Origin of the sequence: Formivibrio citricus (genome assembly GCF_900115065.1) — a bacterium.
GTDB classification, from domain to species: Bacteria; Pseudomonadota; Gammaproteobacteria; order Burkholderiales; family Chitinibacteraceae; genus Formivibrio; species Formivibrio citricus.
Genome location: NZ_FOVE01000004.1, coordinates 1 through 14347, shown reverse-complemented (window position 1 = coordinate 14347; position 14347 = coordinate 1). Strand labels below are relative to the sequence as shown.

Genomic DNA, 14347 nt, shown 5'->3' with positions numbered 1-14347 from the left:
GCAATGTTTGAGCGCAAGTTGTGAGGTGGCACGGGGGTTCTCGCTGTGCAGGAATTCATGCTTGATCTGGCAATCGGGAACTGTCAGATCAAGTCTGAATTTATACAGTCAAAGCTGTTTTTTTGTTCCAAGCAGATCATTCAATTGTTGCAGTGTGCTTTCATCTTTCACCACGTGAGCCAGCCAATCTTCCAGCGACATCCTGGCCCAGTGCGCCGCTCGTTCCGCGAGAGGGGCTACAGGACTGTGCGGCTCGTTGGTCCTGAAATAACGCGCGACTTCATTCAGCATGAAAATGGCATCGTCCCGATTGGCGATCACTCCGGTTTGTTGAGTGACGGAGCATCCCGTTCTTTCCTGAATGTGGGCGGGAGTGGCGATTCTGTTGACCATGGCTTTGGCTTTTTCGATGACGACCTGTACTGGTGAGACTTTGGGCGCCGGCGTCTCGGAGAGGCCATGCTGGGAGAGGAAGCGTCGTACCGTTTCCTGAATCACGCGAATGGTATCGCGCAGCTCGTACAGGCTGGGGGCTTCGTCTCCGAAACGTGCATTGGCGATCTCTTCCAGCTCGATGTATGCCGCCTGGAGCTCATCGACTTCCTGCGCCAATCCGGCAAACCAGTCCGCGCCGCTGGCCTGCACGGCTTTATCGAAAACTTCGCCGGAAAGCTTGCCCTCCGCGATGGCTGCGGCCCGTGCATCGGGATTCCTGATGCCGATGTTTTCGACTTCCCTGGATTGATGCCAGTCGTTCCAGCCGTATCCGCCGAGCTCGGGATCGATAAGCGCTACGGTGCGCAGGGCAAAGCTCAACTGGGTATTGAGCCACTCCAGTTTGCCGATCCGCTCATCCAGACTGGAAGAATCCAGTTCGGGGTAAAGCGATTCCCAATACTGCACCAGCAAGTTGACAACCAGTCGCAATCCCAGGCTGGCCCCCGAAAAGCCTTGGGTATGGGTCATCGCTTCCGTATACCAGCCTGCCAGTTGCAGATCCTTGCTTTGAGTGCAGAGCGCCTCTTCACACAACTGCGCCACTTTGGGCCATTCGGCCGCCTTGAGCGCTTGCTCCCATTCACCTTGCGCCAAGGAGGGATCGTCTGCTCGTCTGGCTTCCCGGATTTGGTCAAACAACGTCGAATAGGTCAGATCGCTCCCCGCCGGGCGATCCATGGAGACTGGGGCCAACAAGGCGGCCAGTTTGTTGCTGGTGTTTTGCATGGTCATCGGATCCTGAGCTAAAAATTGGAAACTTGATCGGAACGGGTATTTCCCTTGGGGCATTCGCTAACTGCGGCCCACTTCCGCGATCGTTGAAATCAAACCGGCGCCACATGCCGTCTTGTGCCCCTCCAGGGCAACCGGCCTGCCGTCGACAATCCAGCTCGCATCGCCCTCGACAATCGGGCAGGTGCCATGACCGGGAATCGGGCAGCTCACCATGTCGCCCAGCCGGGCTACCGGCACACCGAATACGGGGGTAAGCGGGCTTGCACTGACAACGACCCCGCCATGGCTGGTCGGGTCTCCAAGACGAATGACGCGTTTCATGATGCAACCTCCATCGGCCGGACAATGGCTATGCTGATGCCGCCTGATGACGCGGCAGCAAAAGTGGGCTGCGCAAAATCGGCCAATACCACAGGAGCAGCAAGCCGTGCGGCATGAGTGACCGCCAGGGCGGTGTGCAAGGCATGACGGGCGCAGCCGACATCGCCCCACTCCCGGACACTGTTGCTTGCCTCATCGACGGGGTTGAGCATGGCCGACTGTCGATTGAGCGCCATCGTGATCGCCGCCAAACGCGCTCCGCCCACGTCAGCATCGCCACTGTTGTGAACCAGCCAGGAAATGGTTTCACCCTTGTTGTTCTGCGGGTCGCACTCCTCCGGGCTGAACGGACAATCTTTCAGCCTGGCGTTGATGAGCGAGTTCTCAAGCAGCGCATTGACTTGCTCTGCCCGGGCATGGATTTTTTCTTTTGCGTGCATGTCGCGCTCGGCAAGACACAACTCAGCCAGCACCGGGGTATCGTAGAGCGCGGCCCGGAACGGGAAAGGCACAGCTCCCCAGGATTCCTCCGCGCCGTTTTGTTGTTTGTCCCAGTAGGGAACGTAAATGTCGTCGACTCCGGACTGGGCCGGCGTTTCATCCTGCACAGGGTTCGGCAGCCCGGAGCGGAAGAAAAGCAATGCAGCGATGGCCGCGCCTGGCCGTCCCTGCCAGTGCCGGGTCATGTCCGGATCGGTGGCGGGTTCGCCCGATTCTTCCGGATCGCAATCGAGCCTTGGCGCATCGGCGGCCAGCACCACCAATCCGGGCAAGCCGGGGTCTTGCTGCAACACTTGCAATACGCGCTCGGCCAGCGCTCCGTCCCCGGGCAGAAAGCGTACTTCGATTTTTTTGGGAGGTGCTTCAAAAGACTGATCTGCGATGCTGGCCTGCAGGATGTTGCGGAACCATTCGAGTTGCTCCAATCCTTCTCGCTGCAACTGTGCCTCGCAGTACACCGGCAGCCATGCGGCGCCGGGAAGGCTGGCATACAACCCGGACAGAACGTCCTCCACGATTCTGGCGATTCCATCCGGATCATCTGCGGAAACAAGATCGTCCCCCTGAAGCATTTGCCAATGGCATCCTTGCGGCGATTCGCCCAGCCAGGCTGGTTCGTTCTGAACCGGCAATGCGCGCACCCAGACCCCGCGGCATTGCGCGGTACGCTGCCGTTCGGCGAGCATGGCCAGATGCTGCGCACGGGCTGCGTTTTGCTGGGCCTTTCGTTCCGCCTCGGCGGTTGCTTCGGCCTGTGCCCGAGAATCCGCCAGGCGTTTTTCGCGAACACGCTGCCAGACTTTCCATGCCACCCCCAGCAGCAAGGGAGGCAGTACGTGCAAAAACAGCAATGGGGAAGGATTCATCTTCTGCCATTGAATCGGCAATCCCCACCACAACAGCAGCCACCAGCTACCGAACAGCCCACTGAAAAGGCCCAAAATACGCCACATGCCGGTCGCTCCGTCAGCTCAACTTGACCTTGAGATCATCGCCCTTGAGGGAGACCGCAATCTTCTTCACGGGTTTGCCGCTTGCCATGTGCCCCAACAGATCGGACGAGATGCGCGCCAGTACCGTGCGGGTCAGGATGGCTTCGGCATCGCGTGCGCCGCTGTCTACGTCCAAGCAGCGCGCCACCACCAGATCGACCAGTTCTTCCGGGAATTCGACGTGTGCCCCGTGGTTTTCTGCGATGCGGCGGCGAATTTTTTCGAGTTTGAGCGAAACGATGCGCCTGAGTACGTCGTCGGAAATCGGGAAGTAGGGAACGATGTCCAGGCGGCCGAGAAACGCCGGGGAAAATACTTGCTGCAGTGTGGGCCGCAGCAATTCAACCAGATCGTCCGGGGTGGGCGAGCGGGTTTCGTCGCCGGCCTGAACACCGTGCTCCAGCGCGCGCATCACGATCTCGCTCCCGGCATTGGACGTCAGCTGGATGATGGTGTTCTTGAAATCGACTTCGCGGCCTTCGCCGTCTTCGAGCATCCCTTTGTCGAACACCTGGAAGAAAAGCTCCAGCACGTCGGGGTGGGCTTTTTCCACTTCATCCAGCAGGACGACGGAATAGGGTTTCCGGCGCACCGCCTCGGTAAGAACGCCGCCTTCGCCGTAGCCGACATATCCCGGCGGGGAACCTTTGAGCCCGGATACGCTATGCGCTTCCTGGTATTCGGACATGTTGATCGTGATGAGATTGCGCTCGCCGCCGTACAAAGCCTCGGCCAGTGCAAGCGCGGTTTCGGTTTTGCCGACACCAGAGGGGCCGACCAGCAGGAATATGCCCTTCGGTTTGGACGGATCGTCCAGATTGGCCTTGGCAATCTTGATCCGTTCCGCAATTTGCCGGAGCGCATGGTCCTGGCCGATGACGCGCTGCGCCAGCAGATCGGCCAATTGCCGAACCTGCTCCAGTTCATTGCTGACCATGCGTCCGAGCGGAATGCCGGTCCACCCGGAAATCACGTCGGCGATCACATTCTCATCCACGCATTCGAATGCCAGCGGCTGGTGCTTTTGCAAATCCTTCAGGGCGTTGCGCCGGGCCTGCAGGGCGCTCAATTTCTTGCCGCGCCCCGGTTTGGCGGCATGTTTTGCCGGATTCGTCTTCAATTCATCGATTTCCGCCACCAGTAGCTTTTGCTGCTCCCATGCACTGTGATGCGCCTGCAAATCGGTTTCCAGCGCGGTGCGTTGTGCCTGCAATTCCCCGATGCGCTCCGCATGGCCGCCCTCTTGCTGCAAGGCGGCAATTTCCCGGTCGATATTGGCCAGCAGCACCTCTATGTCCTCGATGGGCGCGGGGCGGCCGGCTCTCGACAACGCGACCCGGGCGCAAGCCGTGTCCAGTACGCTGATGGCCTTGTCGGGCAATTGCCGGCCCGTGATGTAGCGGCTGGACAGGTGTACGGCACTGACGACCGCCTCGTTGAGGATCTCCACGCCATGATGCTTGGCCATTGCCTGGGCGATGCCCCGCACCATTTGCACCGCGACTTCCGGAGCGGGCTCGTCCACTTTGACGACCTGAAAGCGCCGGGCCAGTGCCGCATCCTTCTCGAAATATTTCTTGTACTCGGCCCATGTCGTGGCCGCGATGGTTCGCAGCTCACCGCGCGCGAGCGCCGGCTTCAGCAAATTGGCCGCGTCATTCTGGCCCGCTGCCCCGCCGGCGCCGATCAGGGTATGCGCCTCGTCGATAAACAAAATGATGGGCGTGGTACTTGCCTTGACCTCATCGATGACCTGGCGCAAACGGTTTTCGAACTCGCCCTTCACGCTGGCCCCGGCCTGCAGCAATCCCAGATCCAGCGTGCGCAAGGTCACGCCGATCAATACGGGCGGCACTTCGCCGGCGACTATTTTGCGGGCCAGTCCTTCGACCACGGCGGTTTTGCCCACGCCGGGCTCGCCGGTCAGGATGGGGTTGTTCTGGCGGCGGCGCTGCAGGATGTCGATCATCTGGCGGATTTCAACGTCGCGACCGAGAACCGGATCGATTTTTCCGGCGCGCGCCTGGGCTGTCAGGTCGATCGTGTATTTGTCGAGAGCAGGGCTTCCCCGACGACAGCTTGGCGCATCGGGCTCCGGCTGCAGCGCGGCAGACCGTGCCTGATCGGCGTCGGCGGAACCCAAAGCCTCGCCGCCGTGCCGGCGCAGCGTGGAATAGGCGGAAACGGCCTTTTCCACATCCATCGTCCCCAGCATGGGCATGCTGGCCTGCAGGGTGTTGCGCAAGGAGGCATCGCGCAGCAGCGCCACCAGCAGATCCAGAGTCGAAATATCCTCCTGCCCGAATTCGGCGCTGGCGGAAAGCCAGGCTTTTTCCAGCCACTTGGGCAGCCAGGAAGACAGCACCGGGTTGCGGGTATTGCCGCAACGGAACCCGTCGAGCGCAGCTTCCAGCCCGCGTTCGACGGGGCTTGGATTCATGTCGAGCGTATGCAGCGTGGACAAGGCGGCATTGCTGTCTTGTGCCAGCACGGCCAGCAGCACGTGCTCGATTTCGACTTCAAAATGGGTTCGGGCCAGTGCACGGCTGGCGGCATCTTCAAACGCCCGGCGAGCGGGCGGAGTCAGGCGGTCGACGAGGGCTTTAAGTGGGATGGTCATGTTTTTCCGTAATCGATCTGGCAAAAAGGGGGGCTGTTCATGTCGAAGGTGATTCCTGCCGCTAATGCAGCAGCGCATAGCGCATTTCGTCCGGGTCGCGTTTTTGCTGTTCCGTGGGATCGCCCAGCCAGCCGTTCCCTCCCAACCGCAAAGGCTTGTCCGCCTCAAGCCGGGCGGGAGGCACATCGCGCCGGTCGAGCTCCAGCGTGACGTTGCAGGCAAGGGTATGCCCCAGCGCAAATTGCAGCAGCGCGCGCAAGGCCGTGGCCGCAGGCGCATCGGGTTGCAGCGCATCGAACGTCGGGCGCCGCAAAGGGCCGAGCCGCAGCTCCAGCTTGGTCTGCCGATCCCAGGCGCGATTGCCGGAGAATGTTGAAACGCCCAACTCGCAGCATTGCGTTCCCAGCCGGGTCTGTTCGGTTTCCGGCAGGCTGATCCACTGGCCGGCGAACTGTTCAAGCTGTGCCTTCACCCCCAGGAAACCTTCGATCAGTGTCACCAAGGCCTGGCTCGATAGCGGCTTCTGGTTCAGGAGGCCGGCGTAGTAGATGAATACCGCTTCATCGAGCGCCATGTCCTGCTGCATTTGCTCGCGCAAGCGTTGCAAACCGAGGCCGCCCAAATCGAGCAGGTTGCGAGCGAAACCGTCGCGCTCGCCTGCTTCTTCGGCAATCCAGTAGCGGTATTTCCGCCAGGCCATGTAGAACAGTGCGGTGGCACGATGGCTGAACAAGTCCAGGAACGCATGCAAGGTACTGTCGCGGTTGTGCAGACGCCGTTCGATCACCAGTTCGGTGTAGTGCACGGGAAGCGCGGCGCTGGGGCCGACCAGCCCCATGAATGCCACACTCATCTCGTCGAGAGAATCGGCTTGGGCGGCATCTTCCCTGGCCGGGCGATAGCCATGCAGCTCGCTGGCCGGAAACGACAGCGTTGCCACTGAGCGAAAACGCAGCTTTTCCGGAAGCGCTCCCCGCCGCTTCGGCGCGGTCAGCCCCAGAATCCGCACTGCCTGGAAAAAGCTGAATTGGCTACTATCCTGCTCAAGCTCGCGATTCAGATCACGAGCGATTCGCCGGCTCTGGCAGGCCATGCGGCAATCTCCTCATTGCGTTGCAGGGCGCGCACCCGCAATCGCGTAAAGCTGTTGGGCGCGCAATACAACGCGAAAAAACGTTCCAGCACGCTGGCAAAAAGATAGATGCCTGTGCCCACGTAGTAATCCTCATCCAGCGTCAGGGTGATTTCCGTGCCGCGCACGAAGCCGGTGAAATCGCGCCCCGCCACACGGGTGACGGCGGGCTGGCTGCTGATGGCATGAATTCCCTGGATTTGCCGGGTATTCACCGGGCTGTCGGTCAGGTTGTAGAGCGTCAGCATCTCCTGCAATGCTTCCCGGCCGGAATCGACAATGGACAGATAATTCAGCGACAGGTGCGAAATCAGGCGCCATTGCAGGCCGCGTTTGAGCGGGGAGCGCAAGGACGGCCCCGGTTTGCGAAGCAGTTTCACGCGCTTGACCACGGCATGCCCCGGCAAGCTGAAATCCAGGTGTGCCCCGGCCTGATTCCCGCCGAAGGGAATCTGCTCCGGCCAATCGCGATTGCTGCAAAGCAGGTCCAGGCTCAAGACCTCTGCAGCGGGGCGCACCGGGGAGAAATTCAGGTCCACCAGATGCAGCCTGATGTCGGTGCCCTTGTCGTCCCGCCGCGGCGAATTCTCCCGGCTGGCATGCCAGTAAAAGCGGGGCGGGTTGCGCTCGGAACCATGTCGCAATGCATAAAACGGCAAGACTTCCTGGCAATTTTCCTGAGCCTCGTTTTTTTCCACCCGCATGACCTTGCGAACCTGGATAACCTCATAGGCCAGCGGCTTTCTGGCATCGGTCTGGACCGGGTAGCTTTCTTTCTGGTGCGTCACGCGAATGGGCTCGCCCGGTTGCACGAACAGGTTCACGATGGGCGTACAGCCCATTTTCAGGTTGTTGATGTTCAGACTGTTGAGTAGCCGTGCGTGGCGTTCCGAATCCGGATAAGTATCCAGCAGGCACTGAATGACCAGTTTCTCGCCGGACAGGTGGGCGGCCGCCTTTTGCAGTTGCGTGAAATCGACGAAAAGAAATTTCTCCGGACAACTGAAGTATTCGGTCAGCAAGCGGTAGCCAAGGAAAGAGCGCTCATCGTATTCAAGCAGCCCCTCGTCGCGACCGAAGCCCACCGGCTGAATGCTGGCCGCCGGCAACTCCCGAATGAAGCGCGGATCGTCGCTGCCGTTGCCCACCCGGACCCGCAAGGCATGCCCAAGCAGCAGCTCGTAGAGCAAATGCATCAATGCCGGCTCGCCATCGAGAAAAAACCTGAGCGATTCCAGCCCGATTTGATTGATCTGCAGATTCCCGTGCGTCGTCAGTTCCAGCGTGAGTACGGCCGTGGCATCGGGAGCCTGGCGACGCAAATACGGCGAGCTGCCGGTCAACTCAATGCGCGCCGCGCTCAACGAGAGCGGGTAAAGATCCACCGGGTAGCAACTGCGAAATTTGCACGTCACCCCCTGAATGGCCGGCGCCGTAACGGTTTCTTCGCGCTCAATCCGGTAACGCTGGGCGATCTCGGGCCGCACCGGATCGCATGCGAACTGCACGATTGTCGATGCCGGAATGGGCCTCAGATAATGCGGATACAGCATGTCCAGAAAGCTGGAAGATATCTCCGGATATTCGTCATCCAGTTTTTTGTGGATGCGCGAAGCCAGCAGGGCAAACGACTCGATCAAGCGCTCCGCATGCGGGTCTTCGCACTGATCGTTTTCCATCTGCAATCGCCCGGCGATCTTCGGGTAGCGGCGGGCAAATTCTCCGGAAAGCTCGCGAAGAAACCCAAGTTCGCGTTCGTAATAGGGAAGCAACGACTCCAGCATCAAATCCTCGTCTTCTTAATCAGATAGTTCCTGTCGCGAGCAGCAAAACCATTGGCCATCATGCCCAAGAGAAAACGCCGCCCTGTCGCACGCTGGTTCCGGGCATTTCATGACAAATATTTCCATGCCGAATTTGCCCAAATCATCCGCCGCGACCATGGGTGTTCCGTGGATGGGGCAGTACCCGGTTTCGAAGGCATGGGCAGAAATAATTGTGGTCATGGCAGGCCGGTATCGATTGAGTTGGCAAATCAACAGTCATAATCATCTTGCTTGTTCTTTCACATATTCATGTGCTGCTTCGGATATCGGCACACACTCTTTACCTCCCCGCCTTGAGCGGCCGCCCGGTCTGCGGGTCCAGCCCCTTGGCTTGGGCCATCTCTACAATGCGCGCTTCGCTTGGCAGGGGGATATTGGCATCGCCTGCTATTTTTCGATCGGCATATTTGCAAAAATACTTGAGCGCCAGCTCCTGTTTTTTCTTGAATTCACAGCCGTCATTAACTGAAACCATGCCTAATCACATGGAATTAACCAGAAATACAACTGGCAGCGTAATCAATTATGAGATAAATAATTGGCGAAAGGAGTGCTAGTGCTGTAATGATTTTTTGTCCTTTTTTATAATTTCTACATTCTTTTAAAAAAATGCAAATGGCGATAAGCCACATTATGGCCAATGTAGCGATCACGCCTAATATAATAATCATTAACATCCCCCCGCTGGGGTCCGCAGCGTATGCGCTCTTGTGCACAATAATCCAGAAAAAAACAATGATATTAAAATAATGGACGGGTTGATTTTTTTGCATTTGTGTTTTTATCCCCATGTTTATGCAAAGGCCAGATTGGCGCGAATCTCGTCGAGCTTGGGCACGGAGCGCTCCTTGGAATGGGAGAACCCGCAGGCAGTCAGCAATCCGGATACAAGCAGGCAGACCAACGAGCGGTGCATCGGCTTATTTCCCCGCCTTGAGCGGCCGCCCGGTCTGCGGGTCCAGCCCCTTGGCTTGGGCCATTTCCGTAATGCGCGCTTCGCTTGGCAAGGACGGGGGAATATTGGCATCGTCGGCCTTGATCCATTCCAGCGTGCCGTCCCACGGCGGCAGCTTGGCCGGGGGCAGCGGTACGACCTTGTCGATATCCGGCACTTGGGGGTCGCGGTAAGAATAACGCCCCAGCACATCGCCAATGGCCATGTAACGGCGCACGCGTTCGGGGTCTTTGGTTTGGCCGAGGTAGTAGAGCCCATCATCGGCAGGCCGGCCCTCAAATCCGTGTTCTAGGAAGGACGCGGCGCTCTCATTCCCGGCCTTGACCCCCAACTGGAAAGCCTTAAGGGCTTCGGGGTAGCGGCCTAGCCCAGACAAATTAACTCCCAACATCACCGCAGCCTCGCCATGCCCCTGCTCCGCCGCGCACAGGCGCATCTGCCGGGCGATGTCTGGGGCTCTATCGATGGGGGCCAGTTTCTCCGCCACCAGATATTGCCCCTCCGGGCTGCCCAGATCGGCAGATTTGCGGAAGTACTTGAGCGCCAGTTCCGGGTCTTTCTTGACGCCGGCACCGGCTTCCAGATAGATGCCCATGTCGTAATAGCCGCCGGGAATGCCGCGCCGAATCAGGTCTTCGGTGAGATCGAGGATTTCATTGCCTTCCCCCACGCTGAACGCCTTGCCTTCCGCAATCAAGTCCCGCAGCTCCAGATTGGCCTTGTCGTGACCATACGCGGTGGCAATGCGGTATAACCGTTCCTGCTGCGGCCAGACGGCGGGGTCTGGTTTGAGCAGGTTGTTACGCTCCAGCCAGCGAGCATAGTGGTAGAGCTGGTCGGCCTCCGGGTCGCGGGGCGGAATGCGGTCTTTTTCATAGGCGCAGGTAAACGCGAGGTTGGCGCGAATCTCGTCAAGCTTGGGCACGGAGCGCTCCTTGGAATGGAAGGGGTTGCAGGCCGCCAGCAACAGGCAAAGCGGCAGGGCGAGCCAGAAGACAGGTTTCATGGGTCAATCCGTATTGGTGCGTTTGTCGCTGCCATAGTAGAACTCGACCAGCGGGGCTTCGGGCGCTTGGCCTGTTGATCGGCGGTCTTTGTTTTTTTTGATGATGTCCGCCCAAGCCTTGAAAGCCTTCGGCATATCATCCTGCGCGCCTTCGCCGCCGGTATGCAGACTCCACAGCCGGCGGCGCAGGGCTTGGGTGATGACGGGGTTAGCCAGGGCGATATTGAGTTCGCTGTCGACTTCCATGCTGCGGGTGTTGACGTTGGCCGACCCCAGCGTGAGAAAGGCGTCGTTCACGATCATCAGCTTGGCGTGGACGTACACATCCATCCAGGGCGTGCCGGCCGGGGTATCCGGGGCGACCAGGGAGCAGACGTGAACCTTGAGGCCGGGGATTTTTTTCATGCGGATCGTTTCTTTCGGGTCTTCCAGAACGCGCTTCTGCTGCTTCAGCCGGGCGCGTTCGGCGTCGAGCGCCGCTTGCTGTTGAGCCCAATCCTGCCTGAGCTTGGGATCGTCGATTTCGGGGCTGTTCAAAGCCGCCCCGATACCAGCCGCCCGGCTTTCGTTCTGGCTGAGTTGCTTGCTCAATACCTCCAGGCGTTCGGCACGCGTGACTTTGGGGATGGTATCGGCGCGCCCCAGGTTTTCCAGCATGCGGTATGTGTTGACCGAGCCTGACTCAACCCCTTCTTTCGACGCATTGGTCACCACAAAGAGATACAGCGAATCGTATCTGCGCGGGTCCGCACCCTTTGCGGCCAAATTGGCGGCCACGGCCTTGATCTTGTCGGCCAACGGCGGCCAGCGGAAATACTGGTTCTCGATGTAGATCATCGTGCTGGCGTTGTTGATGGCTTGCAGGTAGCTCTTCTTGATGTCTTCGGTGTTGTATTGCGGCTGGGTACGCAGAATTTGCGCCTGAACGGGACAGTTGCCGCTGTCTCCACGTAGCGGATACTGCGAGAAGTCCGGCCGGGGCAGGGATTCCCCGGTTTCTTTCTTCCAGGCAAGGGCAAAGTTATTGAACAGGTCTCCCACGACCGGGCCGGTAACACGGCTGGAGATATCCTGGCGCGGGCCAATCTTGCTGTTGCGGCCCCGGGTATAGTGATAGCGGATATAGCTGTGCCTGTCGGTATCCCAATAATCATCGAGCATGTTGTGCCCCATGACAAAACCCGTAGCCAGATTGCCGTCCTCATAATCCACCAGGACCATCTTTTGGTGGTGACTGGGAAAGGCCGTCAGAAGCGCCTTGGTCGTGTTTTTCAGGCCGGCGTCTGCGTGTTTCTTCTTGTCGAGATAATGCCGGTCTTCCGTACTGAAGCCGCGACTGGTGAAATGCAGGTTGGCTGACGTTTTGACGCCCGCATTGGCTCTGATTTTTTTGTTCAGCCGATCAAGATACTCTCCCTTTTCGTCATACCGCGCATACCACTCCTTGTCATAGTCATATTGCGCATCTACCTCGTAAGCGGGGCGATCTTGCCACCTGTTCATCCAGCCATACCGACCGGGCGTGTTGGATTCCTTGACGCCGATTTGTTGAATGCCGGTGACGTTCATCGGATGCCCCAGCAGGCTGGTTTTAACATCCAGCGCCCAACTTAATACGCGCACCACCACACCTTTTTCCGCTTTCTTTTCCAAGAGCTCGCCAATCATCAGATACTTGCGCTTGCCGTCGCGAATAAAGTGCATCGAAGGCTGGAAGCCCCAGCAGATAATGCAGACCGATTTCTTGGCTGCTTCGATTGCCTTATAGACCTCGCGGAAAGTTTCTTCGCCGTTCACCAGTGGCTTGAAGCTGCAGCCCAGCGGGTTGTACTCCGACCGATCAACAAACCAGGGCGCCGTGCCGGTGGCTTGCTTTGTGCAGCCCAACGCCACGGGCGCGACTGATTTTTTGGGTTTCTCTTTTTTCTCGGTCATGCTTGTTCGCCTTCCGCGAGTTTGCCGGTCAGCGTTTGGTAGTGGTCGGTGCGGGCAACTGCCGAGGCTTCGGTTGCGCCCCCCTCGGGGGCTGCGCCCGCCAGATGTTTGTGAAACCCCTTGTTGGCAAGTTCACCTTGTTCCGGATTGGTATAGTCCGTTGCGACGGGGATTTGGTATTCCACGCCATTGGCCAGTTTCAGCAAATATTGTTGCGTCACCACTTCGTGCGCTATTTGCAGTTGCGCGCTTTGATCCAGTACGCCTTGCTGAACCAAGGCTCCATCCGCGAACAGTTGGTAAGGCATGCGCGCCCAACCCAACTGCAACCCAAGAGGAGATTGGTCCAGTTGCACGGTCAGCGGGGTTTTCATTGATCCTTGCGGGAAATCGGGATGCCCCACATTCATGCGCTCCGGCCCGTCGATGATATGCGCGGCGCCCTTGATGCTGATTTTGCCGGGACAATGCACTTCAATATCCCCACCCCTCAAGCGGATATACCCACCCCCCGAGGCGAGCAGGATTTCTTCACCTGCCATCACATGCACCTTCTGATTGGCCGTCTGTTTTATATCCTTCGCCGCATTCATCTCGATGCTGTCATCCTGCGCCTGCATCTGGATTTTCCCGCGCGCCGCAATGAGTTTCAGGCTGATCTGCTCTTTGACTCCTTGAACGAACAGACTGATGTGCTGACCCGCGTTGTGGATCCAGCGCCGCCCGCTGGTTTGATGGGTATCGCGCTGCGCAATCAGATCGAGATTGGTCCCGGCAGTCAGGGCCTGGGCTTGGGCGGTGGTACTGACGATGCCCGCCGGGGCACTGAGTACGATCAGCGGTTGTTGGCCTGTCTGTTGTTGTGAAGCGCTCTGGCCCTCCTTGTCGGTATTGCTCCCGGCTTCCCAGCTCTTCAAGGCGTGTTGCAGATGATGCAGATGGCCTTGTTTGGTTTTGGGGCCGGCACTGTTGTCGCTCTGGACGGTCTGATCATCCTGACCGGTCTCCGCCGTATCCGCCTGTTGATGGGTGGCAACCTCGGCCAAGGACTGGGCTAAGGTAAAAGCACTATCGAGCTGGCTTTGCGCTTGAACCCGATCCAGTTGCTTGCCGCTCGCCCCGTTCTGCGCCTCCGTGCTGAGCAAAATCCCGTGCGCAGCGCGGAGCGCCCCGTGCTTGTCGGTCCGCAGTTCAAACCCCTCGCCGCGGGGTTCGCCTTTGCCTTCCGTCCTGGGGTGGATCAGGTAGCCCTGATTCAACTGGGTCTTGGCGTGTTCACTACTGAGTTTGGTTCGGACCTCCCCGGTGGAATCATCCAGCAACAGCTCGTTGTACTGGCTGCCTTTGTATTCCTTGCTCTTGATGCCCGACAGCGTCTTGTTGGCCGGCAGCTTGCCCGCCCCGCTGAAATCCGGCGTCGGATGGCTGCCGTTGTAGAGCACCCCCACCACCACCGGGCGGTCGATATCGCCCTCGATGAAATCGACCAGCACCTCCTGCCCGATGCGCGGAATGAACTGCTGCCCCCAAGCCACGCCGGCGCTGGGGTAGGCCACCCGCAACCAGCAGGAAGACTTGTCGTCCAGATTCGCCCCGAACTCGGGATGCTCGCTCGGGCGTTGCCAATGGAACTGCACCTTGATGCGTCCCTGGCTATCGGTATGGATTTCTTCTTCGGCGGGGCCGACCACGGTGGCGGTCTGAATGCCCAGCGCCGTGGGTTTTGCCCGGAATGGCACGGCCAGCGGCATCAAGCCGTTTCCCGCAAAATCACCATTCCCCGCAACCGTACTGTCCCTTGCCTCGGCACTGACTCCCGGCACCAC

General features: G+C 59.1%; 12 protein-coding genes. All 12 read right to left on the bottom strand.

Going from position 1 to position 14347, the window contains the following annotated elements; all coding sequences use genetic code 11:
- Nucleotides 1–108: 108 nt before the first annotated feature.
- Nucleotides 109–1224, bottom strand: a complete 1116-nt coding sequence (gene tssA, locus BMZ36_RS03405; protein ID WP_091191777.1) for a type VI secretion system protein TssA — start codon at nt 1222–1224, stop codon at nt 109–111.
- Nucleotides 1225–1290: 66 nt separating this feature from the next.
- Nucleotides 1291–1554 (bottom strand): PAAR domain-containing protein, encoded by a 264-nt coding sequence (locus BMZ36_RS03400; protein WP_091191425.1) that lies wholly within the window; start codon nt 1552–1554, stop codon nt 1291–1293.
- On the bottom strand, nt 1551–3008 hold the full coding sequence (locus BMZ36_RS03395; protein WP_091191423.1) for a hypothetical protein: 1458 nt from the start codon (nt 3006–3008) through the stop codon (nt 1551–1553). Before BMZ36_RS03395 ends, BMZ36_RS03400 begins: the two co-directional genes overlap by 4 nt.
- Nucleotides 3009–3021: 13 nt before the next feature.
- Nucleotides 3022–5667, bottom strand: a complete 2646-nt coding sequence (tssH, locus tag BMZ36_RS03390; protein ID WP_091191420.1) for a type VI secretion system ATPase TssH — start codon at nt 5665–5667, stop codon at nt 3022–3024.
- A gap of 61 nt (nt 5668–5728) precedes the next feature.
- Nucleotides 5729–6760 carry a type VI secretion system baseplate subunit TssG gene (gene tssG / locus BMZ36_RS03385; RefSeq protein ID WP_091191775.1) on the bottom strand — a complete coding sequence of 344 codons (1032 nt, stop codon included), beginning with the start codon at nt 6758–6760 and terminating at the stop codon, nt 5729–5731.
- The gene (gene tssF / locus BMZ36_RS03380) at nt 6724–8583 is read right to left on the bottom strand and encodes a type VI secretion system baseplate subunit TssF (protein WP_091191419.1); all 1860 of its coding nucleotides are present in this window, start codon (nt 8581–8583) and stop codon (nt 6724–6726) included. Before tssF ends, tssG begins: the two co-directional genes overlap by 37 nt.
- A 322-nt stretch (nt 8584–8905) precedes the next feature.
- Complete coding sequence (locus BMZ36_RS14845; RefSeq protein WP_091191417.1) at nt 8906–9100, bottom strand: DUF6396 domain-containing protein; 195 nt, start codon at nt 9098–9100, stop codon at nt 8906–8908.
- Nucleotides 9101–9116: 16 nt separating this feature from the next.
- Nucleotides 9117–9398 (bottom strand): hypothetical protein, encoded by a 282-nt coding sequence (locus tag BMZ36_RS03370; protein WP_143085959.1) that lies wholly within the window; start codon nt 9396–9398, stop codon nt 9117–9119.
- Nucleotides 9399–9418: 20 nt separating this feature from the next.
- A complete protein-coding gene (locus BMZ36_RS14785; protein ID WP_281242181.1) occupies nt 9419–9541 on the bottom strand; it encodes a hypothetical protein in 123 nt (40 codons plus the stop codon).
- Between the two features lie 4 nt (nt 9542–9545).
- Nucleotides 9546–10586, bottom strand: coding sequence for an SEL1-like repeat protein (locus tag BMZ36_RS03365; RefSeq protein WP_091191413.1), 1041 nt, complete (start codon nt 10584–10586; stop codon nt 9546–9548).
- Between the two features lie 3 nt (nt 10587–10589).
- The gene (locus BMZ36_RS03360) at nt 10590–12521 is read right to left on the bottom strand and encodes a phospholipase D-like domain-containing protein (RefSeq protein WP_091191411.1); all 1932 of its coding nucleotides are present in this window, start codon (nt 12519–12521) and stop codon (nt 10590–10592) included.
- The coding region (locus BMZ36_RS03355; protein WP_143085958.1) for a DUF2345 domain-containing protein at nt 12518–14347 on the bottom strand (1830 nt) is incomplete at its 5' end. The genes BMZ36_RS03355 and BMZ36_RS03360, both read right to left, overlap by 4 nt.